This is a genomic window from Pseudomonas sp. PICF6 (genome assembly GCF_009831705.1).
GTDB classification, from domain to species: domain Bacteria; phylum Pseudomonadota; class Gammaproteobacteria; order Pseudomonadales; family Pseudomonadaceae; genus Aquipseudomonas; species Aquipseudomonas rhizophila.
Genome location: NZ_WUUD01000011.1, coordinates 81,318 through 106,118 on the forward strand (window position 1 = coordinate 81,318; position 24,801 = coordinate 106,118).

Below are 24,801 nucleotides of genomic sequence, written 5' to 3' on the forward strand. Positions count from 1 at the left end.
CCTGGGAGGCTTGTTCTTCGACGCCGCCGAGCGTCTGCGAGCGATGCGTCCCGGCGTGCGTTTTGTTCTGCCCTGTGCCAGCCCGCAGCGACGGGCTCAGCTTGAAGCGCTGCTGGCCGGGCGCGATCTGCCTGTCACATTGCTCGATGGCCGCTCTCATCTCGCACTGGCTGCGTGTGACGCCGTGTTGATTGCGTCTGGCACTGCTACCCTTGAGGCGTTGCTGTACAAACGCCCGATGGTGGTCGCCTATCGTCTGGCGCCGTTGACGTTCTGGATCCTCAAACGCATGGTCAAGAGCCCCTACATCTCCTTGCCCAATCTGTTGGCCCAGCGCTTGCTGGTGCCTGAATTGCTGCAGGACGAGGCAACCGCCGATGCGCTGGCCCGTACGCTGTCGCCCTTGATCGACGGTGGCCAGGAGCAGACCCGGGGCTTTGATGACATTCACCGTACCTTGCGCCGCGATGCCTCCAACCAGGCCGCCGACGCAGTATTGACCCTGATCGGCGCCAAACCATGAGTAACGTGAAATTGCAGATGGGCCTGGACTTCAATCTGGTGGCTGAAGTTGAAGAACTGGTGGCCGGTGTTGATGAGGTCGGTCGTGGTCCGTTGTGCGGCGCAGTGGTGACGGCAGCGGTGATTCTCGATCCAAACCGGCCCATTCTGGGCCTCAACGACTCCAAGAAGCTCACCGAAGCCCGTCGCGAAAAGCTCTACGACGAAATCTGTGAGAAAGCCCTGAGCTGGTGCATTGCCCGGGCTGAAGTGGAAGAGATCGACGAGCTGAATATCCTGCACGCCACCATGCTTGCGATGCAGCGTGCCGTGGAAGGCCTGCACATCACCCCGAAACTGGCGATGATCGATGGCAATCGGTGCCCGAAGCTGTCTATGCGCGCCGAAGCAGTCGTTCAGGGGGACGGCAAGGTGCCGGCCATTGCGGCGGCATCGATTCTGGCCAAGGTTAGCCGTGATCGGGAAATGAGCGCCTTTGAATTGATTTACCCGGGCTACGGCATCGGCGGCCACAAGGGCTACCCGACACCCGTTCATCTGGAAGCGCTGGCGCGCCTTGGGCCAACGCCGATCCATCGGCGCTCGTTCGCGCCGGTGCGACTGGCTTATGAAGCCCGTGAGGGTTTGATCGTAAGTCATCAGACTGCGGTCTCTTGATGCAGGCTTTTGTGGCAAGGCAATCATGCTGATGTTTTACCCAAGGCTCGGTACAATCCGGGCCTTGTTGTTTTCATGACTTAACGCAGGATCACTATGCCGGCTTCATTCGTTCATCTACGCCTGCACACTGAATACTCCCTGGTCGATGGCCTGGTGCGGATCAAGCCACTGGTCAAGACCCTGGTGGGCATGAACATGCCTGCTGTGGCGGTCACCGACCAGAACAACATGTGTTCGCTGGTCAAGTTCTACAAAAATGCCATGGGCGCCGGGATCAAGCCGATCTGCGGGGCCGACCTGTGGCTGTCGAACAAAGACCCGGACGCGCCGCTGAGCCGCATCAGCCTGCTGGTGATGAACGCCGTGGGTTACCGCAACCTCACCGAGTTGATCTCCCGCGGTTTTATCGATGGCCAGCGCAACGGCTCGATCATCATCGAGCGCGAATGGGTAGCTGAGGCCAATGAAGGTTTGATCATGCTGTCGGCGGCCAAGGAAGGTGAAATCGGCCTGGCCCTGCTCAGTGGCAATCCAGAAGAAGCCGAAGTACTGGCCCGCGATTGGATGGCGGTGTTCCCGGACCGCTTCTACATTGAAGTGCAACGCACCAATCGCCCCAACGACGAAGAACACCTGCATGCCGCCGTGGCCCTGGCCGACCGGATCGGCGCGCCGCTGGTGGCGACCAACGACGTGCGCTTCATCAAGCAGGAAGATTTCGAGGCTCACGAAACCCGCGTCTGCATCGGTGAGGGCCGGGCGCTCGATGATCCGCGTCGTCCGAAAAACTACAGCGATCAGCAATACCTCAAAAGCGCCGAGGAAATGGCCGAGTTGTTCAGCGACCTGCCCGAGGCGCTGGAAAACACGGTCGAGATTGCCAAGCGCTGCAACATCGAAGTGAAGCTGGGCAAGCACTTCCTGCCCAACTTCCCGATCCCCGATGGCATGACCATCGACGAGTATTTCCGCAAGGTGTCCTTCGATGGCCTGGATGAGCGCCTCAGCGTTCTCTTGCCCAAGGACACCACCGAAGATTACGAGGCCAAGCGCCAGGTCTATGTCGACCGGTTGAATTTCGAGCTGGATATCATCATCCAGATGGGCTTCCCCGGTTACTTCCTGATCGTGATGGACTTTATCCAGTGGGCCAAGAGCAACGGCGTGCCGGTGGGGCCAGGCCGGGGGTCGGGTGCAGGCTCTCTGGTGGCTTACGTGCAGAAGATCACCGACCTCGACCCGCTGGAATATGACCTGCTGTTCGAACGTTTCCTCAACCCGGAACGGGTGTCCATGCCCGACTTCGACGTCGACTTCTGCATGGACGGTCGCGACCGGGTGATTGATTACGTGGCCGAGAAATACGGCCGCAACGCGGTGAGCCAGATCATCACCTTCGGTTCCATGGCCGCCAAGGCTGTGGTGCGTGACGTGGCGCGGGTGCAGGGCAAGTCCTACGGTTTGGCGGATCGTCTGTCGAAGATGATCCCGTTCGAAGTCGGCATGACCCTGGAAAAAGCCTACGAGCAGGAAGAAATCCTGCGGGACTTCATCAAGGTCGATGAAGAAGCCGCGGAAATCTGGGAGATGGCCCGCAAGCTTGAAGGCGTGGTGCGTAACGTCGGCAAGCACGCCGGGGGCGTGGTGATCGCGCCGACCAAGCTGACTGACTTCTCGCCGATCTATTGCGATGAAGAGGGCGACGGCCTGGTGACCCAGTTCGACAAGGATGACGTCGAGGCGGCGGGCCTGGTGAAGTTCGACTTCCTTGGCCTGCGGACCCTGACGATCATCGACTGGGCGCTGAAAACCATCAACCGTGACCGGGCCAAGGTCGGCGAAGAGCCGCTGGACATCGCCTTCATCCCGCTGGATGACAAGCCGACCTACAGCCTGCTGCAAAAAGCCGAAACCACGGCAGTGTTCCAGCTTGAATCCCGGGGCATGAAGGAGCTGATCAAAAAGCTCAAGCCTGACTGCCTCGAAGACCTGATCGCACTGGTGGCCCTGTTCCGTCCGGGCCCGCTGCAATCGGGCATGGTGGATGACTTTATCAACCGTAAGCACGGGCGCGCCGAGCTGGCGTACCCGCACCCGGATTATCAGTACGACGGCCTCAAGCCGGTCCTGGCACCGACCTACGGCATCATCCTGTACCAGGAACAGGTGATGCAGATTGCCCAGGTAATGGCCGGTTACACCCTCGGCGGCGCGGACATGCTGCGTCGGGCGATGGGTAAGAAAAAGCCCGAGGAAATGGCCAAGCAGCGCGGCGGTTTCATTGAGGGTTGTGCGAACAACGGCATTGATGCGGACCTGGCCGGTAACATCTTCGACCTGGTGGAAAAATTCGCCGGTTACGGCTTCAACAAATCCCACTCGGCCGCCTATGGTCTGGTGTCGTACCAGACCGCGTGGCTGAAGGCCCACTACCCGGCGCCATTCATGGCCGCGGTACTGTCGGCGGATATGCACAACACCGACAAGGTCGTGACCTTGATCGAAGAAGTGCGGACCATGAAGTTGCGCCTCGACGCGCCGGACGTGAACGCTTCGGAGTTCAAGTTCACGGTGAACGACGAAGGCCGCATCATTTATGGACTGGGGGCGATCAAGGGTGTGGGTGAAGGACCGGTGGAAGCCATCACCGAAGCCCGTCAGGACGGACCGTTCAAGGACCTGTTCGATTTCTGCGCCCGGGTCGATCTCAAACGCATCAACAAACGTACCCTCGACGGCTTGATCCGCAGCGGTGCATTGGACCGTCTGGGCCCGTACTTCCAGGATGAACCCAAGGCCTACCAGGCCAACATCGACCGCAACCGCGCGGTGCTGCTGGCGGCCATGGAAGAAGCGATCAAGGCCGCCGAGCAAACCGCCCGGACCCATGACAGTGGTCACGCCGACCTGTTTGGCGGGTTGTTTGTCGAGGAAGATGCCGATGTCTACGGCAATCACCGCAAGGCCAAGGAGCTGACGCTCAAGGAGCGTCTCAAGGGTGAGAAAGACACCTTGGGCCTGTACCTCACGGGTCACCCGATCGACGAGTACGAAGGCGAGATCCGCCGGTTCGCCCGCCAGCGCATCATTGATCTGAAGCCGGCGCGTGACACGCAGACCGTCGCCGGTATGATCATTGCCCTGCGGGTAATGAAAAACAAAAAGGGCGACAAGATGGGCTTTATCACCCTCGACGACCGCTCCGGGCGCATCGAGGCGTCGTTGTTTGCCGATGCGTTCCATTCGGCCCAATCGCTGTTGCAGACTGACGCGATGGTTGTGGTGGAAGGCGAAGTCAGCAACGACGATTTTTCCGGTGGCCTGCGGCTGCGGGTCAAACGGGTGATGAGCATGGAAGATGCCCGGACCAACCTGGCCGAGAGCCTGCGCCTGAAATTGCAGACCCAGGATCTCAAGGGCGATCAGCTACGCTGGCTGGGGGAATTGTTCAAGCGCCATCGCGGTGCTTGCCCGATTACCATGGAGTACGTGCGCCCCGACGCCAAGGCTGTGCTGCAGTTCGGCGAAGGCTGGCGGATCGATCCGGCGGATGCGTTGATTCAAGCCTTGCGTGACCAGTTCGGCAAAGACAACGTCTTCCTCCAATACCGTTGACGGCCAGGTGCCACTCCTGAACCTTGGAGCGGCCCTGATCTCGACCCGAATTTTTAATCTCGACCTGAACGCGCCTCTCCCTTAAGGTAGGGCGCGAATAGACAACCGGCCGGCCCAAGCTCTCTTGGACGTCGACCCAAGACGGACGCCTATGAACCCGAATTTTCTAGATTTCGAACAGCCGATCGCCGACCTGCAAGCCAAGATCGAAGAGTTGCGCTTGGTCGGTAATGACAATTCGCTGAATATCGGCGATGAAATCTCTCGTCTGCAGGACAAAAGCCGCACGCTGACCGAAGACATCTTTGGCAAGCTGACCAGCTGGCAGATCGCCCGCCTGGCGCGTCATCCGCGTCGTCCCTACACCCTGGACTATATCGAGCACATCTTCACTGAGTTCGATGAGCTGCACGGCGATCGGCATTTCTCCGACGACGCCGCGATCGTGGGTGGCGTCGCCCGTCTGGACGACCAGCCAGTGATGGTCATCGGCCATCAGAAAGGCCGCGAAGTCCGCGAAAAGGTGCGCCGCAACTTCGGCATGCCGCGTCCGGAAGGCTATCGCAAGGCGTGCCGCCTGATGGAAATGGCCGAGCGCTTCAAGATGCCGATCCTGACCTTCATCGACACGCCGGGCGCTTATCCGGGCATCGACGCCGAAGAGCGCAACCAGAGCGAAGCGATCGCCTGGAACCTGCGCGTAATGGCGCGACTGAAAACCCCGATCATCGCCACCGTGATCGGCGAAGGCGGTTCCGGCGGTGCGCTGGCCATTGGTGTCTGCGATCAACTGAACATGCTGCAATATTCCACCTACGCGGTGATCTCGCCGGAAGGCTGCGCCTCGATCCTGTGGAAAACCGCCGAGAAGGCGCCGGATGCCGCCGAAGCCATGGGCATCACCGCTGAGCGTCTCAAAGGCCTGGGTATCGTGGATAAAGTGATCAGCGAGCCTGTAGGCGGCGCTCATCGTGATCCGGCCGCGGCTGCGGCGCTGATTCGTGCCGAGCTGAGCTCGCAACTGTCGATGCTCAAGAAGTTCGACAACGAGGCGCTGCTGGCCCGTCGCTATGAGCGGCTGATGAGCTACGGTCTCTGACCCGACCGCAATGCCCATGTGGGAGCGAGCCTGCTCGCGATACGGTTTAACATTCAACAAATGAGTTGACTGATATACCGCCATCGCGAGCAGGCTCGCTCCCACAGTTGTTTGTGCCAAGGCTGACTCCTATGAACTCAAGCGCGGATCTGCCAACCCGGCTCCTCACACAGCTATCCCCCTGGCGCAACGCCGTCACCTGGCGCATCGCCTTCTCCGGTGGCCTCGATTCCACCGTCCTGCTGCACCTGCTCGCGTCTCTCTCCAAAAATGAAGCCCTGCCACCGCTACGTGCTGTCCACGTCCATCATGGCCTTCAGGCTGTGGCCGATGCATGGCCGGACCATTGTCGCTCGGTCTGCAAGGCCCTTGGGGTGCCGCTGGAAGTAGTGAACGTGCAAGTCCCGGCCGGTGCCAGCGTCGAGCGTGCCGCCCGGGAGGCGCGCTATGCTGCCTTCGTGGCGCTGCTCCACAGCAATGAAGTGCTACTCACCGGTCAACATCGCGACGATCAGGCTGAAACCCTGTTGTTTCGTTTGTTGCGTGGGGCAGGGGTGAGGGGCTTGTCGGCGATGCCTCGGCAGCGTCCTCTGGGCCAGGGGTACTTGCTGCGACCCTTGCTCGATGTGTCCCGGGCGGAGCTGGAAGCCTACGCGACGCAACAGGGCTTGAACTGGATCGAAGACCCTTCCAACGACGATCACCGGTACGCGCGCAATTTCCTGCGCCAGCGAGTTTTCCCGGTATTGACCGAGCAGTGGTCCCAAGCCTCGACGACCTTCGCCCGCAGCGCTGCGCACCTGAGTGAGGCCCAAGGCTTGCTGGATGACCTGGCGCGAATCGATCTGCACCGAGCCATCACGCCCAGCGCGTTCGACTGGCTTGGGTTGCGGTCGCTTGAGTTGGCCCCGTTGCGAGCCTTGTCGCCGGCCCGTCAGCGTAATGCGTTGAGTCATTGGCTGGCGTCGATGACAACGCTGCCCGACAGTGATCATTGGTCTGGCTGGGACTCGTTGCGCGATGCAGCGGACGACGCCCGGCCGATCTGGCGGCTGGCCGGTGGCGAACTGCACCGCGCCGGCGGGCGCGTCTGGTGGTTATCCGACCGCTGGCTGCGACCGGCCGCAGGCCCCGTAGAATGGACGCTGACTGCTCAAGCATTGACCCTGCCAGACAACGGCACGGTGACCCTCGACGGTAAAATGCCCGACGGACCGCTCTGCGTCCGCTATCGTCAGGGAGGTGAAGCCATGATGTTGCCCGGCCGTGGCCACCGGGACCTCAAGCGTTTGCTCAACGAAAGAGGCGTGCCGGCGTTTGCGCGCGGTCGATTGCCACTGCTGTATCGGGACGAGCAATTGCTGGCGGTGGCGAACCTGCCAGGACTCGACAGCGGCATTGATGGCAACTGGCAACTGATCTGGCAGCCATGAAACCAAGATCTGGGTTTGAGCTGAAAGGGGCTTTCCGGTAGACTACGCTCCCTTCTTGATACAACTTCTGTGGATTCGCCTGAATTGCAGGAGTTGCCGATTACCAAGCAGTCTTTGCTGGGCGATTCCAAAAAATGTGTAGCGAGCAACGTACCGGTGATTTCACTTCCGGTCTGTCCCAACGCGGCGGTTTTTTTGAAAGGTGCACTGTGATTAATGCAGGTGATCGGGGGCTTCGGCCTTCCTTCGCTTTCCCCGGCGGCTCGGACCGCTTTAACGCAGACTTCTAGGGTTTTTCATGACGCGCTACATATTCGTCACGGGCGGTGTTGTTTCTTCATTGGGGAAAGGCATTGCCTCGGCTTCATTGGCGGCCATCCTGGAGGCGCGGGGACTTAAGGTCACCATGCTCAAGCTGGACCCGTACATCAACGTCGACCCGGGCACCATGAGCCCGTTCCAGCACGGTGAAGTGTTCGTCACCCACGACGGCGCCGAGACCGACCTGGACCTGGGCCACTACGAGCGGTTCATCCGCACGACCATGACCCAGAACAACAACTTCACCACCGGCCGTGTCTACGAGCACGTGCTGCGCAAAGAGCGCCGTGGTGATTACCTGGGGGCGACCATCCAGGTCATCCCGCACATCACCGACGAAATCAAGCGCCGCATCATCAAGGGTGCCGGCGACGCCGACGTGGCGATGGTCGAAATCGGCGGCACTGTGGGTGACATCGAGTCCCAGCCATTCCTCGAAGCCATCCGCCAGTTGCGTTTCGAAATCGGTGCCAAGCGCGCGATGCTGATGCACCTGACCCTGGTTCCGTACATCGCTACCGCTGGCGAAACCAAGACCAAGCCCACCCAGCACTCGGTCAAGGAACTGCGTTCCATCGGCCTGCAGCCGGATGTACTGATCTGCCGCTCCGATCATCCGATCGATATCTCTTCGCGGCGCAAGATCGCCCAGTTCACCAACGTTGAAGAGCGTGCGGTGATCGGCCTGGAAGACGCTGACACCATCTACAAGATCCCGGGCATCCTGCACTCCCAGGGCCTGGACGATTTCGTCGTCGAGCGTTTCGGCCTGCAGTGCGCCAGCGCCGACCTGTCCGAATGGGAAGCGGTGGTCGATGCCAAGCTCAACCCGGAACACGAAGTCACCATCGCCATGGTCGGCAAGTACATGGAGCTGCTGGATGCCTACAAGTCGCTGATCGAGGCGATGAGTCACGCCGGTATCAGCAACCGTACCAAGGTCAACCTGCGCTATATCGACTCTGAAGACATCGAGAACCAGGGCACCGGTCTGCTCGAAGGCGCCGATGCGATCCTCGTGCCGGGCGGCTTTGGCCTGCGGGGCGTGGAAGGCAAGATCACCGCTGTTCAATACGCTCGCGAAAACAAGGTGCCTTACCTGGGCATCTGCCTGGGCATGCAAGTGGCGGTCATTGAGTTCGCCCGTAACGTGATGGGCTGGAAGGACGCCAACTCCACCGAATTCGATCGCGCCAGCGGTCACCCGGTCGTGGGCCTGATCACCGAGTGGGAAGATGCCACCGGCGCCGTGGAAGTACGCACCGAAGCCTCCGACCTGGGCGGCACCATGCGTCTCGGTGCCCAGGAATGCCTGCTTGAAGCCGGCTCCAAGGTGCACGATTGCTACGCCAAGGACGTGATCGTCGAGCGTCACCGCCATCGCTACGAAGTGAACAACAACCTGCTGCCGCAACTGATCGAGGCCGGCCTGAAAATCTCCGGTCGTTCCGGTGACGGCGCGCTGGTGGAGGTGGTCGAAGCCCCGGATCATCCATGGTTCGTTGCTTGCCAGTTCCACCCCGAGTTCACCTCGACGCCTCGGGACGGCCACCCGCTGTTCAGTGGTTTCGTGAAAGCCGCTTTGGCTCAACACCAGAAGAAGGCATAAAACGATGGCCCAGAAGATCATTCGCGTCGGCGACATCGAGATTGCCAACGACAAGCCCATGGTGCTGTTCGGCGGCATGAACGTACTGGAAAGCCGCGACATGGCGATGCAGGTTTGCGAGGAGTACGTGAAGGTCACCCAGAAGCTGGGCATCCCTTATGTCTTCAAGGCCAGTTTCGACAAGGCCAATCGCTCGTCCGTGACCTCTTACCGTGGTCCGGGCCTGGAAGAGGGCATGCGCATCTTCCAGGACATCAAGCAAGCCTTCGGCGTGCCGATCATCACCGACGTCCACGAGCCTGCCCAGGCCGCAGTGGTCGCTGAGGTCTGCGACATCATCCAGCTGCCGGCCTTCCTGTCGCGCCAGACCGACCTGGTGGTCGCGATGGCCAAGACCGGTGCGGTGATCAACATCAAGAAAGCCCAGTTCCTCGCGCCCCAGGAAATGAAGCACATCCTGAGCAAGTGCGAAGAGGCCGGCAATGACCAGTTGATCCTCTGCGAGCGTGGTTCGAGCTTCGGCTACAACAACCTGGTGGTGGACATGCTTGGTTTCGGCATCATGAAGCAGTTCGAATACCCGGTGTTCTTCGACGTGACCCACGCGCTGCAAATGCCCGGTGGTCGTTCCGATTCCGCTGGGGGGCGTCGCGCCCAGGTCACCGACCTGGCCAAGGCCGGCATGAGCCAGTCCCTGGCAGGTCTGTTCCTCGAGGCCCACCCGGACCCGGACAATGCCAAGTGTGATGGCCCTTGTGCCTTGCGCTTGAACAAGCTGGAACCCTTCTTGTCTCAGCTCAAGGCGTTGGACGAACTGGTCAAGAGTTTTCCGACGATAGAAACCGCGTAACGCGGTTTTCTCCGGTAAAGTACCGCTCGATTATCGCTCTGGCCCGCTGGCCGCACTGCTTTTGTGGGAGCATGGCTTGCCAGCGATGACGTCCTTCGGGACCGTCGTCGGCAAGCCTTACTGTTACAGCGTTTCGTCAACTTTGGAGTGTTTACAACAATGGCAAAAATCGTCGACATCAAAGGTCGTGAAGTTCTCGACTCCCGTGGCAACCCCACTGTTGAAGCGGACGTGCTTCTCGACAACGGTATCATCGGCAGCGCCTGCGCGCCGTCCGGTGCTTCCACTGGCTCGCGCGAAGCGCTGGAGCTGCGTGATGGCGACAAGAGCCGTTACCTGGGCAAGGGCGTGCTCAAAGCCGTCGCCAACATCAACGGTCCGATCCGTGACCTGTTGCTGGGCAAGGATCCTGCCGACCAGAAAGCCCTCGATCACGCGATGATCAAGCTCGACGGTACCGAAAACAAAGCCACCCTGGGCGCCAACGCGATCCTCGCCGTGTCCCTGGCCGCTGCCAAGGCTGCCGCCCAGGACCAGGACCTGCCGCTGTACGCACACATCGCCAACCTCAACGGTACCCCGGGTGTCTACTCGATGCCGGTGCCGATGATGAACATCATCAACGGTGGCGAGCACGCCGATAACAACGTCGACATCCAGGAATTCATGGTCCAGCCAGTGGGCGCCAAGTCCTTCTCCGAAGGCCTGCGCATGGGCACCGAGATTTTCCATCACCTCAAGGCTGTGCTGAAGGCCCGTGGCCTGAGCACCGCCGTTGGCGACGAAGGCGGTTTCGCACCGAACCTGGCGTCCAACGAAGACGCACTGAAAGTGATCTCCGAAGCCGTGGCCAACGCCGGTTACAAATTGGGCACCGACGTGACCCTGGCCCTGGACTGCGCGGCCAGTGAGTTCTTCGAAGACGGCAAGTACAACCTGTCCGGTGAAGGCCAGGTGTTCACCGCCGAAGGTTTTGCCGACTACCTCAAGGGCCTGACCGAGCGCTACCCGATCATCTCCATCGAAGATGGCCTGGACGAGTCCGACTGGGCCGGCTGGAAAATCCTCACCGACAAGATCGGCGAAAAAACCCAGCTGGTAGGCGACGACCTGTTCGTCACCAACACCAAGATCCTGAAAGAAGGCATCGACAAGAAGATCGCCAACTCGATCCTGATCAAGTTCAACCAGATCGGTACCCTGACCGAAACCCTGGAAGCCATCCAGATGGCCAAGGCCGCCGGCTACACTGCCGTGATCTCCCACCGCTCCGGCGAAACCGAAGATTCGACCATTGCCGACCTGGCCGTGGGCACTGCGGCAGGCCAGATCAAGACCGGTTCGCTGTGCCGTTCCGATCGCGTCTCCAAGTACAACCAACTGCTGCGTATTGAAGAGCAGTTGAACGGCAAGGCCAAGTACAACGGTCGTGCCGAGTTTCGCGGTTAAGCGGTAGATGGTAAAAAGACACCGGATGATGTCGAAAAAGTCGCAATAGCGGCGGTTTTGCCTCTAATCTGATGCCTTATCAAGCACAAGCCTGGTTTTTCCAGGCTTCGTGCTATCAGACGCTTCAAAGTGTGGCATGGCTGTCTTTTTCACTGGATACCTGAGATTCGATGCGCAGTCCCAATTGGTTGTTTCTTGTCTTGCTCCTGTTGCTGGCTGGCCTGCAGTACCGCCTTTGGGTGGGTAATGGCAGTCTGGCGCAAGTGGCGGACCTGACTCAGCAGATTGCTGAACAGCATGCCGAAAACGAGGCGTTGCTGGAGCGTAACCGGGTGATGGACGCCGAAGTCAGTGAACTGAAAAAAGGCATGGAGACCGTTGAAGAGCGGGCTCGCCATGAACTGGGCATGGTTAAAGAGGGCGAAACCCTCTACCAGTTGGCCCAATGAGCATCCGTTTGCCGGCCTTCTGGGCCGTGATTCCTGCCGCGGGCGTTGGAGCCCGTATGGCTGCGGACCGTCCCAAGCAATACCTGCAACTGGGCGGACGCACAATTCTCGAACACAGCCTTGGCTGTTTCCTCGATCATCCGACCGTAAAAGGCGTGGTGGTCAGTGTTGCACACGATGACCCTTATTGGCCGACCCTGGCCTGTGCCAGCGATACACGCATCCAGCGCGTGGACGGTGGCGAACAACGTTCGGATTCGGTGCTCAATGCCTTGCTGCATCTTCACGGACAGGGTGCCGATGATCACGACTGGGTCTTGGTGCACGACGCCGCCCGGCCCAACCTGGCCCGGGACGATCTGGACACATTGCTCAGGGAACTGGCGAATGATCCGGTCGGCGGTCTCCTGGCCGTGCCGGCGCGTGACACCCTCAAGCGAGTCGATAAGCACGGCCGTGTAGTGGAAACTGTTGACCGCAGCGTCATCTGGCAAGCCTACACACCGCAAATGTTTCATCTCGGTGCCTTGCACCGGGCCCTGGCTGACAGCCTGGTGGCCGATGCCGTGATTACCGATGAAGCGTCCGCCATGGAATGGGCAGGGCAGGCGCCACGCCTGATCGAAGGGCGGGCCGATAACCTCAAGGTCACACGCCCTGAAGATCTGGAGTGGTTGCGCCAGCGTTGGGCGAATCGCCATTAAGTGGAATCGCCATCGCGAGCAGGCTCGCTCCCACAAGGGGCTTTGGCTGTACACAAAAATTTGTAGCCGCTGAAGATCCAGTGTGGGAGCGAGCCTGCTCGCGATAGCAATCGCTCAGATAACATAAAGACCAGTGTTACCCCCGATACTCCGGCCGCTGCGCCAACCCCTCCTTCAAGTAATCCACCAACTTGCGCACCTTCGGCGACAAATGCCGTTGCTGCGGATACAACGCCCACACCGCTGTATTCGGCGGCTGGTGAGCCTCTAACAGCGATATCAACGCCCCGCTGTGCAAATGCTCCAACACGTAATAATCCGGCAACTGACACAATCCCACCCCTTGCAAAGCCGCATCCAGCACCGCCTGCCCGCTGTTACAACGCCAGTTTCCCTGCACTCGTTGGGAAAATTCCCGCCCGTTCTGCTCCAGTTGCCAGAGGTCGGAGCTACCGATCAGGCAGTTGTGGCGGCTCAATTCCGACAAGCTATGGGGGCGACCGTAGCGCTCCAGGTAGGACGCCGATGCGCACAGGTACATGCGCCGTGGCGCCAGGCGCGTGGCAACCAGGCGTGAGTCCTGCAAGCGGCCCAGGCGAATCGCCAGGTCCAGGCCTTCGTGAACCAGATCGAGGGGGCGGTTGCTCAGTTCGATGTCCACCCGCAATTGCGGATAAAGCGTCATGAACCGTGTCACCAGCGGCACAATGAACCGCTCGCCGTAGGCCACGGCACAGGTCATGCGCAACATGCCCTTGGGTTCGCTGGTGAGGTCGCCCACCGCCCGCAGTGCTTCTTCGCGTCCGTCCTGCAGGCGCTGGCAATGCTGCAAGAACGTCTGGCCGGCCTCGGTCAGGGTGACCCGGCGGGTACTGCGATACAGCAGTCGTGTCTGCAGACGCTCTTCAAGCCGTACGATTTGTCGACTGATGTGGGAAGACGAAACGCCCAGGCGTTCGGCGGCGGCGGTGAATTGGCTGCATTCGGCCACGGCGACGAATTCGTCAATGCCCTCCCAGCGGTTATCGGACATGAATGATTATCCCTGTGCAGCAATAATGTTTTGCTTTTGGTTGGATTATTCATCGTCTGGTGAGGGATTACACTCCCTGTCTTGTTTTTATTTGCTGGAGACTCCCCATGATCAAGTCACGCGCGGCCGTTGCCTTCGAGGCCAAGAAACCCCTGGAAATCGTTGAAGTCGACGTCGCCATGCCCAAGGCGGGCGAAGTGTTGCTGCGCGTGGTGGCCTCGGGTGTCTGCCACACCGATGCCTACACCTTGTCGGGCGCTGATCCGGAAGGGATCTTCCCGTCGATCCTCGGCCATGAAGGTGGCGCCATCGTCGAGGCTATCGGCGAAGGCGTGACGTCGGTTGCGGTGGGCGATCACGTCATTCCGCTGTATACGCCGGAGTGCGGCCAGTGCAAATTCTGTAAGTCGGGCAAGACCAACCTGTGTCAGGCGATTCGCGCCACCCAAGGCAAAGGCCTGATGCCAGATGGCACCTCGCGCTTTTCCTACAAGGGTGAGACGATTTTCCACTACATGGGGACCTCGACGTTCTCCGAATACACCGTATTGCCAGAAATTTCCGTGGCGAAAATCCCCAAAGAAGCGCCGCTGGAAAAAGTCTGCCTGCTGGGTTGCGGCGTCACCACCGGTATCGGCGCGGTCCTCAACACCGCCAAGGTCAAGCCGGGTGACACCGTGGCGATCTTCGGCCTGGGCGGCATTGGCCTGTCGGCGGTGATTGGTGCGGTGAAAGCCAAGGCATCGCGCATCATTGCCATCGACATCAACCCGGCCAAGTTCGAAATCGCCAAGCAACTGGGTGCCACCGATTGCGTCAACCCGAAGGATTTCGACCGTCCGATCCAGGAAGTCATCGTCGACATGACGGACGGCGGCGTGGACTTTTCCTTCGAGTGCATCGGCAATGTGCAGTTGATGCGCGCCGCATTGGAATGCTGCCACAAGGGCTGGGGCGAGTCGGTGATCATCGGTGTGGCCGGGGCCGGCCAGGAAATCGCCACCCGTCCATTCCAGTTGGTGACCGGGCGCGTCTGGCGCGGTTCGGCGTTTGGCGGCGTGCGCGGGCGCAGCGAATTGCCAAGCTACGTGGAAATGGCCGAGAAGGGCGAGATTCCGCTGGATACCTTCATCACCCACACCATGGGCCTGGAGGATATCAACAAGGCGTTTGACCTGATGCATGAAGGCAAGAGCATCCGTACCGTTATTCATTTCTGAGGTCGGTCATGAGCCTTGAAAACATTTCCTGCCAGAAAAGCTTCGGCGGCTGGCACAAGCGTTACCGGCATCGTTCCGAAGTGCTTGGTTGTGACATGGTGTTTGCCGTGTACCTGCCGCCCCAGGCCGAGCAGGGCGGCAAGTTGCCTGTGGTGTATTGGTTGTCCGGATTGACCTGCACCGACGAGAACTTCATGCAAAAGGCCGGCGCCCAGCGCATGGCTGCCGAGCTGGGCCTGATTATTGTCGCGCCGGACACCAGCCCGCGCGGCGCCGACGTGCCGGGCGATCCGGACGGTGCCTGGGACTTTGGCCTGGGTGCGGGGTTTTATCTGAACGCCACGCAGGAACCGTGGGCGCGGCACTATCGGATGCATGACTATGTGGTGCAGGAATTGCCGGCCTTGGTCGAAGCGCATTTCCCGGCCTCGGATAAGCGCGGCATCAGTGGTCACTCCATGGGTGGCCACGGCGCGCTGGTCTGCGCTTTGCGTAACCCAGGGCGTTACCGCTCGGTGTCGGCGTTTTCGCCGATCAACAATCCGATGGATTGCCCGTGGGGCCAGAAGGCGTTTTCTCGTTATCTGGGGGAAGACCGCTCGAAGTGGCGTGAGTGGGATGCCTGTGCATTGATCGCCGAAGCTGGCGAAAAGCTGCCGTTGCTGGTGGATCAGGGCGATCGCGATGATTTCCTGGCCAACCAGCTCAAGCCCGAAGCCTTGCAGCAAGCGGCCAAGGCTGCCGGTCATCCGTTGGAGCTGCGCCTGCAACCGGGCTACGACCACAGCTACTTCTTCATCGCCAGCTTCATTGAGGATCACTTGCAACATCATGCCCACGCTTTAGGGGGCTCTTAGTCTGTTTCCCCTTGGCGAGGGAGCTAATTGAGGGCGCTCCCCACGCTGAATGCAGGTAGAATCACGCCCTGACAAAAATCGGGGCGTTTTTTTATGCGTATTGGCCACGGCTACGATGTTCACCGTTTCGCTGAAGGCGACTTCATTACTCTGGGCGGCGTGCGTATTGCACACAGCTTCGGGCTGCTCGCGCATTCTGACGGTGACGTCCTGCTGCACGCCTTGAGCGACGCCTTGCTTGGCGCCGCCGCGCTGGGGGATATTGGCAGACATTTCCCCGACACCGACCCGCAGTTCAAGGGCGCCGACAGCCGGGTGCTGCTGCGCCACGTGGTCTCGCTGATCCACGCCAAGGGCTGGAAAGTCGGCAATGTCGATAACACCATCGTCGCCCAGGCGCCAAAAATGGCGCCACACATCGAAACGATGCGTCGGTTGATTGCCGAGGACCTGCAAGTTGAGCTGGACCAGGTCAACGTGAAAGCCACCACCACCGAGAAACTTGGTTTCGTCGGTCGCGAAGAAGGCATTGCCGTTCATAGCGTTGCCTTGTTGCTGCGCCCATGACCGAACTGGAACTATTAGGCCCCCGTGCCTACGGCGAGTCGCTGGGCAGCGCAGTACTCAAGGCCACTGCTGAAGATTTTCAGGTCGACGAAGTGCTCGACATCCCGCTCACGGGCGAAGGCGAGCACTTATGGATCTGGGTTGAAAAACGCGGTTTGAACACTGAAGAGGCGGCCCGGCGAATTGCCAAGGCCGCCGGCGTATCGTTGCGCACCGTCAGTTATGCCGGTCTCAAGGACCGCCAGGCGCTGACCCGCCAGTGGTTCAGCGTCCAGTTGCCGGGCAAGGCCGACCCGGACCTGTCGGCGGCCGAAAACGAAACGCTGAAGATCCTCAAGACCGGTCGCCATAAACGCAAGCTGCAACGCGGCGCGCACTCGGCCAATGGCTTTACTTTGCGCCTGACCCAGTTCAAGGGCGATCCAGCGGCGATCGATGCGCGTCTGCAACAGATCGCCCGTCTGGGCATTCCCAATTATTTCGGCGCCCAGCGCTTCGGGCATGACGGCGGTAACCTCGTCGATGCCCGCGCCTGGGCGGCGCGCAAGGCCCTGCCGGAACAGCGCAATGTGCGTTCGCGGCTGTTGTCCACCGCCCGCAGTTTTCTGTTCAACCGGGTGTTGGCGGCTCGGGTGGCCGATGGCACCTGGCAGCACGCGCAGGTGGGCGACCTGCTGGCCTTCACCGACAGCCGCAGTTTTTTCCCCGCCGGCGAGGCCGAGCGCAGTGACCCACGCCTGGCGATTCTCGACCTGCACCCCACCGGGCCGCAGTGGGGCGAGGGACCTTCGCCTGCCGCCGGCGCGGTCCATGATCTGGAGCAGGCCATCGCCGAGGCGGAGGCCGATCTGCGCGACTGGTTGATAAACGCGGGAATGAGTCACGAACGTCGCATCCTGCGACTGCCCATTGGCGGCCTGTCGTGGCATTATCCCTCGCCTGACATTCTGCAACTGGAATTCGTCCTGCCGGCCGGATGTTTCGCCACTGTCTTGGTGCGCGAACTCGTCGATCTGGTGCCGGTGGGGCAGACGGACAGCCCATGCGTATTCTGATTTCTAACGACGACGGGGTGACAGCACCCGGCCTTGCCGCGCTTTATGCTGCGCTGGCGGATTTTGCCGAATGCGTGGTCATCGCCCCGGACCAGGACAAAAGCGGCGCCAGCAGTTCGCTGACGCTCGACCGACCATTACACCCGTGCTACCTGGATAATGGTTTCATCAGCCTCAACGGCACCCCGACCGACTGCGTGCACCTGGGCCTGAACGGCTTGCTGGAGCGCGAGCCGGACATGGTGGTTTCGGGCATCAACCTGGGGGCCAACCTGGGGGATGACGTGCTTTATTCCGGCACTGTGGCCGCCGCCCTTGAGGGCCGTTTCCTCGGGCATCCGTCGTTTGCCTTTTCGTTTGTTTCGCGGCAAGTCGATAATCTGCCTACTGCCGCCTACTTCGCTCGCAAGTTGGTCGAGGCCCATGGCGAGCTGGACCTGCCACCGCGCACGGTGCTGAACGTGAATATTCCGAACCTGCCACTGGATCACATCCGAGGCATCCAGCTCACTCGCCTGGGTCATCGTGCCCGCGCGGCCAAGCCCATGCAGGTGGTCGATCCCCGGGGCAAGGCCGGTTACTGGATCGCCGCCGCCGGTGATGCCGAGGATGGCGGGCCGGGCACCGATTTTCATGCAGTGATGCAAGGCTATGTCTCGATAACGCCGTTGCAGCTGGATCGGACCTTCAACGATGCTTTTCGAACGCTCGATGGCTGGCTGGAGGGGCTGCGCTGATGGCTCGCGAGCAAGACGATATACTGCGCCGCGGAATCGGCATGACCTCCCAGCGTACCCGGGAGCGCCTGATTCAACGGCTCTATGAAGAAGGCCTTTCCAACGCCCAGGTGCTGGAAGTGATTCGCCGCACCCCACGGCATTTGTTCGTCGATGAAGCCTTGGCCCATCGCGCCTACGAAGACACCGCATTGCCGATCGGCCACAACCAGACCATTTCCCAGCCTTATATGGTGGCCCGCATGAGCGAGTTGCTGCTGGAGGCGGGGCCGCTGGACAAGGTGCTGGAGATTGGCACCGGTTCGGGTTACCAGACGGCGGTGTTGTCGCAGCTGGTGGAGCGGGTATTTTCCGTGGAGCGGATCAAGGTGCTGCAGGATCGCGCCAAGGAACGCCTGGTGGAACTGAACCTGCGCAATGTGGTGTTTCGCTGGGGTGATGGCTGGGAAGGCTGGCCGGCCCTGGCACCTTATAACGGCATCATCGTGACCGCCGTTGCCACTGATGTGCCCCAGGCCTTGCTGGATCAACTGGCCCCCGGCGGCCGGCTGGTCATTCCGGTGGGGGCTGGTGAAGTCCAGCAGTTGATGCTGATCGTGCGCGAAGAACAGGGTTTTTCACGTCACGTGCTGGGGGCGGTTCGGTTTGTTCCGTTGCTTAACGGGCCATTGGCCTGAGCATTTATAAACAGACGCTGAATTCCGTGGCGTGGGTTGTGTCTTACACCGGCGCTGATCAATTAACCGTTGATTGGTTAAACGGATTGCAACGGCGTCGAGCAAACGTGTGCGGCAGCGCCTCGCGCTTCATTAATAGAGGTGGGGTTGCGGCCAGCTGTATTTGTAATACCGTTGCCTGCACAGGCAGTTTCCAATTTTTCAACCACCACAAAGGGAGCGGCGGGTGAGTCTCACAGTCATTGCGCAGCGTATGGGTATCACGAGCTTTCAGCGCCTGGTGACTGGCCTTGTCTTGAGTACCTTGCTGGTCGGTTGCTCCAGTACCCCGTCGGGTAACGTCCGGGTTGTCGATCGCACCAACGCAACGCCTCAACGTCCTACAGTAACGACCGGTCAGTATGTAGTCCGTCGCGGTGATACGCTGTTTTCCATCGCTTTTCGCTATGGCTGGGACTACAAAGCCCTCGCAGCGCGAAACAACATTCCTGCGCCTTATACGATTCATCCGGGTCAGAGAATTCGCTTTGATGGGCGCAGTGGTTCAACGCCTACCGCGGTGGTCACTCAGTCCGGTTCGACGACTTCGTCGTCGAGTAAAACCACGGTGATCCAACGTCCGGTCGGTGCCGCAACGGCAACAGTACCGTCCGTCGCGAGCAAACCGACACCTGCTCCTACCCCCGCGCCAGGCCCCAGCCCGAGCGGCTGGGGATGGCCTTCTAATGGCGTTCTTATTGGAAAATTCTCTTCAAACGGTAGTTTGAATAAAGGAATTGATATCGCCGGGGATTTGGGACAGCCTGTTTTAGCCGCGTCTGATGGCACGGTTGTGTACGCCGGGAGTGGTTTAAGGGGCTACGGCGAACTCGTGATCATCAAACACAGCGATACCTACGTCAGTGCCTACGGTCACAACCGCAGGCTGTTGGTTCGGGAGGGGCAGCAGGTCAAGGTCGGGCAAAAAATTGCCGAAATGGGATCAACGGGAACGGACCGGGTGAAACTGCATTTTGAGATTCGCCGACAAGGTAAGCCAGTCGATCCGCTGCAATTCCTGCCACGTCGTTGATTTGATTGTCAGCCTGTTCCGTCACGTAGAGGGAACAGGCTCCAGCGTTGCCAAGGATAAAGGCGTCGCTTGAGCTTGAGGTCGAACTCACCAAAGGACTATAACAATGGCTCTCAGTAAAGAAGTGCCGGAGTTTGACATCGACGATGAGGTTCTCCTTATGGAGACCGGCATCGCTATGGATTCGATGTCGAATGATGAAGGGGCGACTCCACCTTCCGTTCGTGCCAAATCCAGACACTCCGCTTCGCTTAAACAACATAAGTACATCGACTACACACGGGCGCTGGACGCCACTCAGCTGTACCTCAACGAAATCGGCTTCTCGCCGCTGCTCTCCCCCGAGGAAGAAGTTCATTTTGCGCGTCTGTCGCAAAGTGGCGACCCGGCCGGGCGAAAACGCATGATTGAAAGCAACCTGCGCCTGGTGGTGAAAATCGCCCGACGCTACGTCAATCGTGGCCTATCGCTGCTGGACCTGATCGAAGAGGGTAACCTGGGGCTGATTCGCGCTGTCGAGAAATTCGACCCCGAGCGAGGCTTCCGTTTCTCGACCTACGCGACCTGGTGGATTCGCCAGACCATCGAGCGGGCGATCATGAATCAGACCCGGACCATCCGGTTGCCGATCCATGTGGTCAAGGAGCTGAACGTCTACCTGCGGGCTGCCCGTGAACTCACCCAAAAGCTCGACCACGAACCCTCACCCGAAGAGATCGCCAACCTGCTGGAGAAACCGGTGGGCGAGGTCAAGCGCATGCTTGGGCTCAACGAGCGGGTTTCTTCGGTTGATGTCTCGCTGGGGCCGGACTCGGATAAGACCCTGCTGGACACGCTCACCGATGACCGACCTACCGACCCGTGCGAACTGCTCCAGGACGATGACTTGTCCCAGAGCATCGACCAGTGGCTCTCGGAGCTCACGGACAAGCAACGGGAAGTGGTGATTCGCCGCTTCGGCTTGCGCGGTCATGAAAGCAGCACCCTTGAAGATGTGGGCCTGGAAATTGGGCTGACCCGTGAGCGGGTCAGGCAGATTCAGGTCGAAGGCCTCAAACGTCTTCGGGAGATCCTGGAGAAGAACGGCCTGTCGAGCGAGTCGTTGTTCCAATAACGGGAACGCACGCGTAATAAGAAAAGCCCCGACTGGTTCGGGGCTTTTTCGTTTCTTTGGCGGCTGTTGCAGCGCTTACTCTGTTTGCCGGCTTGGCGTGTAAGCTTTTGCCTAGTGTTGCGTAAGCGTTTGGTTTCCCGTCGAAGGGATAGACGACTATAAAGGCCGTCGTATTTTTCATATGTTATTGATATATAACTATATTTTTATGTATTTCATTCCTGTGACGAGGCGCAGCGACGGCGTTTGGCCAATTGCACTCGCTGGGGAAAATACTAATATCAGTCCTGTGTCGACGGACAGACACACCTGTCACGGACGATGGGGAAGGAAGGACATCGCAGGATGCGATTCATCAGGATGATGAAAAGGATCAAAGGGATTAGGGAAAAAATGTGGGCGGGTCAAACCGCCCCTTTTTTTTGCCTGCGATTTATTGAATCCGAGAAAACAAAAAGGCCCGCAAGGGGCCTTTTTCAACGAGCGCAGGGTGATATCAGCGTTCGAGGTCTTTGAGCTTGTCTGGTTTGCCATCCCACTCTTTGGCGTCTGGCAACTCGTCTTTCTTTTCGGTGATGTTTGGCCAGATGTCCGCCAGTTCGGCGTTCAGCTCGATGAAGTTCTCCATGCCGGCCGGCACTTCGTCTTCCGAGAAGATGGCATTCGCCGGGCATTCCGGTTCACACAGGGCGCAATCGATGCACTCGTCCGGGTGAATGACCAGGAAGTTCGGCCCTTCGTAAAAGCAGTCCACCGGACAGACTTCTACGCAGTCGGTGTACTTGCACTTGATGCAGTTGTCGGTGACGACGAAGGTCATTTCTAATTCTCTCCTCAGGCGGCGGCAGCGGAACCCCTTCACGGTGGGCTCGCCAGGTTCGGGAGCGATAGTCTGCGGACCAGGCTAATAGTCCGCAGCATCCCAAACCGCGCGAGATTCTACCAGCTTGAACGCCAGTGCGTTAGATCCGTGTCTTCAATGAATAAAGCAATTCAAGTGCCCGACGTGGCGTCAGGTCGTCCAGATCCACTTTGGCCAGTTCATCAAGCACCGGATGCGGCAGGCTGGCGAACAGGTCGCTCTGCTGCGGAGCCGCCGGTTTGCCTTTGCTCGGACGCGGTGTTTCGTGGGGCAGGCTGGTGGTTTCCAGACGGCTCAGGTGCTCGCGCGCACGGCTGATCACTTCGCTGGGGACGCCGGCCAGTTGCGCCACCGCCAGGCCGTAGCTCTGGCTGGCCGGGCCGGGCAGCACATGGTGCAGGAATACGATGCGCTCGTTGTGCTCGGTGGCATTGAGATGCACGTTAGCCACCAGTGGCTGGCTTTCCGGCAGTACGGTGAGTTCGAAATAGTGGGTGGCAAACAGCGTGTACGCCCGCAGGTGCGCCAGCCGTTCGGCCGCTGCCCAAGCCAGGGACAGGCCGTCGAAGGTACTGGTGCCGCGTCCGACCTCGTCCATCAGCACCAGGCTGCGTTCGGTGGCGTTGTGCAGAATGTTCGCGGTTTCGCTCATTTCCACCATGAAGGTCGAACGCCCGCCGGCCAGGTCATCGCTGGAACCGATGCGGGTAAAGATCCGGTCCACCAGGGACAATTCGCAACTGGCTGCCGGCACGAAACTGCCGATGTGGGCCAGCAGCACGATCAAGGCGGTCTGACGCATGTAGGTGGATTTACCGCCCATGTTCGGACCGGTGATCACCAGCATGCGGGTGTTGTCATCCAGGCTCAGGTCGTTGGCCACGAACGGCGTGGTCAATACCTGCTCAACCACCGGGTGACGACCCTGGGTGATGCGCATGCACGGCTCGCTGACAAACCGCGGGCAGTTGAGGTCCAGGTTCAGCGCGCGTTCAGCCAGGTTGCTCAGCACGTCCAGCTCCGCCAGGGCGCCGGCGGTGTCCTGCAGTGGCGGCAGTTGGCTGATCAAGTCTTCGAGCAGCGCCTCATAAAGCATCTTTTCCCGGGCCAGGGCGCGGCTCTTGGCCGACAACGCCTTGTCTTCGAACGCCTTGAGTTCCGGGGTGATGAAACGCTCGGCGCCTTTGAGCGTCTGGCGACGAATGTAGTCAGCTGGCGCCTGTTCGGCCTGTTTGCTCGGCAATTCGATGAAGTAACCGTGGATACGGTTGTAACCGACCTTGAGGTTGGCCAGGCCGGTACGGGCTTTTTCCCGGGCTTCGAGGTCGATCAGGAACTGCCCGGCGTTCTCGCTCAGCGATTGCAGTTCGTCGAGTTCGGCGTCGTAGCCGGTTTTCAGCACGCCGCCGTCACGGATCACCGCTGGCGGGTTGTCGATAATGGCCTTTTCCAGCAGCGCAGCCAGCTCCGGGTAAGTGCTGGTGGTGCGCGCCAGTTGTTGCAGGTGCGGCGCTTCCAGGTCGGTCATCGCCACCTGAAGCTCGGGCAGGGCGCCGAGGGCATCGCGCAGGCGCGCCAGGTCACGGGGGCGGGCGTTGCGCAGGCCGATACGCGCCAGGATCCGCTCGATGTCCCCGATTTCCTTGAGCTGCGGTTGCAACTGCTCGAAGCGATAACGATCCAGCAGGCAGGTAATGGAGCTCTGACGCGCCAGCAGCACCGTCAGGTCTCGCAGCGGACGGTTCAGCCAACGGGTCAGCAGACGGCTGCCCATGGCGGTCTGGCAGCGATCGACCACCGATTGCAGGGTGTTGTCGCGCCCGCCGGCCAGGTTGGTGTCCAGCTCCAGGTTGCGTCGGCTCGCGCCGTCCAGCACCACGGTGTCATCCAGGCGCTCATGACGCAGGCTGCGCAAGTGGGGCAGGGCGGTGCGCTGGGTTTCCTTGGCGTAGGCCAGCAGGCAGCCGGCCGCGCCAATGGCCAGGGTCAGGTTTTCGCAACCGAAGCCTTTAAGGTCCTGAGTGGAGAACTGCTGGCAGAGACTTTTCAGCGCCGAGTCGCGCTCAAAGTCCCACGGCGCCCGGCGCCGAACGCCACGGCGTTTTTCCGCCGGCAGGTCTTTGGGCCAGTCATCCGGGATCAGCAACTCCACCGGATTGACCCGCTCCAGCTCCGCCAGCAGGTTTTCCCAGCCCTTGATCTCTAGCACCGAGAAATTGCCGCTGGTGATGTCCAGCACCGCCAGGCCGAACAGGCGCTCATCGCCCAGCACGGCGGCGATCAGGTTGTCCCGGCGTTCATCCAGCAAGGCTTCATCACTGACCGTGCCCGGCGTGATGATCCGCACCACTTGGCGTTCCACCGGCCCTTTGCTGGTAGCCGGGTCGCCGACCTGCTCGCAGATCACCACCGACTCGCCGAGCTTGACCAGCTTGGCCAGGTAACCTTCCGCCGCGTGGTAAGGAATCCCACACATCGGAATCGCCATGCCCGCCGATTGCCCACGCGCCGTCAGGGTGATGTCCAATAGCTTGGCGGCCTTCTTCGCGTCCTCGTAGAAGATCTCGTAGAAGTCGCCCATGCGGTAGAACATCAGCTGATCGGGGTGCTGATTCTTCAGGCGCCAGTATTGCTGCATCATTGGCGTGTGGCTGGAGAGGTCGTTTACGGCTGTATTCATGGGTGTCAGGGAGGCTCGTTGAAAGGTGTGGGGCAAAAGGAGGGGCATTGGCCCGGCTTTTCCGCGATGGGCGCAAGGTTAACATGGGCGGTCGGGGGGGACCCAGGGATGAGTGTTGTTGGGATCGTATGTATATCCGTTGCTGCGGTAACGGCTGCTTATGGTTCCGCCCTTACGGCGGCTCACTTTTGAGAAGCGCAAAAGTAAGCAAAACGC

Annotated in this window: 20 protein-coding genes and 1 pseudogene; 18 read left to right on the forward strand and 3 right to left on the reverse strand. The window is 60.2% G+C overall.

The genetic code is table 11. The features are described from left to right. From GSM73_RS26865 to ispD, 10 genes and pseudogenes are all read left to right on the forward strand, one after another. A pseudogene (locus tag GSM73_RS26865) lies at nt 1–523 on the forward strand (lipid-A-disaccharide synthase); the annotation flags it as partial. Between the two features lie 11 nt (nt 524–534). Continuing rightward, entirely contained in the window at nt 535–1,179 is a 645-nt protein-coding gene (rnhB, locus tag GSM73_RS04100; protein ID WP_160891751.1) for a ribonuclease HII, read from the forward strand. 96 nt (nt 1,180–1,275) lie between these two features. Beyond that, complete coding sequence (dnaE, locus tag GSM73_RS04105) at nt 1,276–4,797, forward strand: DNA polymerase III subunit alpha (protein ID WP_076386183.1); 3,522 nt, start codon at nt 1,276–1,278, stop codon at nt 4,795–4,797. A gap of 151 nt (nt 4,798–4,948) precedes the next feature. Next, entirely contained in the window at nt 4,949–5,896 is a 948-nt protein-coding gene (locus tag GSM73_RS04110; RefSeq protein ID WP_047227574.1) for an acetyl-CoA carboxylase carboxyltransferase subunit alpha, read from the forward strand. Between the two features lie 131 nt (nt 5,897–6,027). After that, nucleotides 6,028–7,329, forward strand: a complete 1,302-nt coding sequence (gene tilS / locus GSM73_RS04115) for a tRNA lysidine(34) synthetase TilS (protein ID WP_047227575.1) — start codon at nt 6,028–6,030, stop codon at nt 7,327–7,329. Nucleotides 7,330–7,627: 298 nt separating this feature from the next. After that, nucleotides 7,628–9,259: a CTP synthase gene (locus GSM73_RS04120; protein WP_047227576.1), complete on the forward strand. Its 1,632-nt coding sequence runs from the start codon at nt 7,628–7,630 to the stop codon at nt 9,257–9,259. 4 nt (nt 9,260–9,263) lie between these two features. After that, complete coding sequence (kdsA, locus tag GSM73_RS04125; RefSeq protein WP_047227577.1) at nt 9,264–10,109, forward strand: 3-deoxy-8-phosphooctulonate synthase; 846 nt, start codon at nt 9,264–9,266, stop codon at nt 10,107–10,109. A 159-nt stretch (nt 10,110–10,268) separates the two neighbouring features. After that, entirely contained in the window at nt 10,269–11,558 is a 1,290-nt protein-coding gene (gene eno / locus GSM73_RS04130) for a phosphopyruvate hydratase (protein ID WP_047227578.1), read from the forward strand. 170 nt (nt 11,559–11,728) lie between these two features. Continuing rightward, nucleotides 11,729–12,007, forward strand: a complete 279-nt coding sequence (gene ftsB, locus GSM73_RS04135) for a cell division protein FtsB (RefSeq protein ID WP_047227579.1) — start codon at nt 11,729–11,731, stop codon at nt 12,005–12,007. Continuing rightward, the gene (gene ispD, locus GSM73_RS04140; RefSeq protein ID WP_076386179.1) at nt 12,004–12,711 is read left to right on the forward strand and encodes a 2-C-methyl-D-erythritol 4-phosphate cytidylyltransferase; all 708 of its coding nucleotides are present in this window, start codon (nt 12,004–12,006) and stop codon (nt 12,709–12,711) included. Before ftsB ends, ispD begins: the two co-directional genes overlap by 4 nt. A gap of 136 nt (nt 12,712–12,847) precedes the next feature. Here ispD and GSM73_RS04145 read toward each other — a convergent pair whose 3' ends face one another. After that, complete coding sequence (locus GSM73_RS04145) at nt 12,848–13,744, reverse strand: LysR substrate-binding domain-containing protein (protein WP_047227581.1); 897 nt, start codon at nt 13,742–13,744, stop codon at nt 12,848–12,850. A gap of 107 nt (nt 13,745–13,851) precedes the next feature. Between GSM73_RS04145 and GSM73_RS04150 the strand changes: the two genes are divergently transcribed. The 8 genes from GSM73_RS04150 to rpoS all read left to right on the forward strand — a co-directional run bounded on the left by GSM73_RS04150 (nt 13,852) and on the right by rpoS (nt 21,043). Next, the gene (locus GSM73_RS04150) at nt 13,852–14,964 is read left to right on the forward strand and encodes an S-(hydroxymethyl)glutathione dehydrogenase/class III alcohol dehydrogenase (RefSeq protein ID WP_025212132.1); all 1,113 of its coding nucleotides are present in this window, start codon (nt 13,852–13,854) and stop codon (nt 14,962–14,964) included. 8 nt (nt 14,965–14,972) lie between these two features. Further along, entirely contained in the window at nt 14,973–15,821 is an 849-nt protein-coding gene (fghA, locus tag GSM73_RS04155; protein WP_047227582.1) for an S-formylglutathione hydrolase, read from the forward strand. 93 nt (nt 15,822–15,914) lie between these two features. Next, nucleotides 15,915–16,388 (forward strand): 2-C-methyl-D-erythritol 2,4-cyclodiphosphate synthase, encoded by a 474-nt coding sequence (gene ispF / locus GSM73_RS04160; RefSeq protein WP_047227583.1) that lies wholly within the window; start codon nt 15,915–15,917, stop codon nt 16,386–16,388. Further along, complete coding sequence (truD, locus tag GSM73_RS04165) at nt 16,385–17,443, forward strand: tRNA pseudouridine(13) synthase TruD (RefSeq protein ID WP_160891652.1); 1,059 nt, start codon at nt 16,385–16,387, stop codon at nt 17,441–17,443. The genes ispF and truD overlap by 4 nt, the downstream gene beginning before the upstream one ends. Then, nucleotides 17,431–18,180, forward strand: coding sequence for a 5'/3'-nucleotidase SurE (gene surE / locus GSM73_RS04170; protein ID WP_047227585.1), 750 nt, complete (start codon nt 17,431–17,433; stop codon nt 18,178–18,180). The genes truD and surE overlap by 13 nt, the downstream gene beginning before the upstream one ends. 41 nt (nt 18,181–18,221) lie before the next feature. After that, nucleotides 18,222–18,857, forward strand: a complete 636-nt coding sequence (locus GSM73_RS04175) for a protein-L-isoaspartate(D-aspartate) O-methyltransferase (protein WP_171061419.1) — start codon at nt 18,222–18,224, stop codon at nt 18,855–18,857. A 226-nt stretch (nt 18,858–19,083) separates the two neighbouring features. Beyond that, nucleotides 19,084–19,929, forward strand: coding sequence for a peptidoglycan DD-metalloendopeptidase family protein (locus GSM73_RS04180; RefSeq protein WP_160891654.1), 846 nt, complete (start codon nt 19,084–19,086; stop codon nt 19,927–19,929). A 106-nt stretch (nt 19,930–20,035) separates the two neighbouring features. Beyond that, nucleotides 20,036–21,043, forward strand: coding sequence for an RNA polymerase sigma factor RpoS (gene rpoS, locus GSM73_RS04185; protein WP_047227588.1), 1,008 nt, complete (start codon nt 20,036–20,038; stop codon nt 21,041–21,043). A gap of 496 nt (nt 21,044–21,539) precedes the next feature. Here rpoS and fdxA read toward each other — a convergent pair whose 3' ends face one another. After that, nucleotides 21,540–21,863 carry a ferredoxin FdxA gene (gene fdxA, locus GSM73_RS04190; RefSeq protein ID WP_076386173.1) on the reverse strand — a complete coding sequence of 108 codons (324 nt, stop codon included), beginning with the start codon at nt 21,861–21,863 and terminating at the stop codon, nt 21,540–21,542. A 142-nt stretch (nt 21,864–22,005) separates the two neighbouring features. After that, nucleotides 22,006–24,585, reverse strand: a complete 2,580-nt coding sequence (gene mutS / locus GSM73_RS04195) for a DNA mismatch repair protein MutS (RefSeq protein WP_076386171.1) — start codon at nt 24,583–24,585, stop codon at nt 22,006–22,008. Nucleotides 24,586–24,801: the final 216 nt, after the last annotated feature.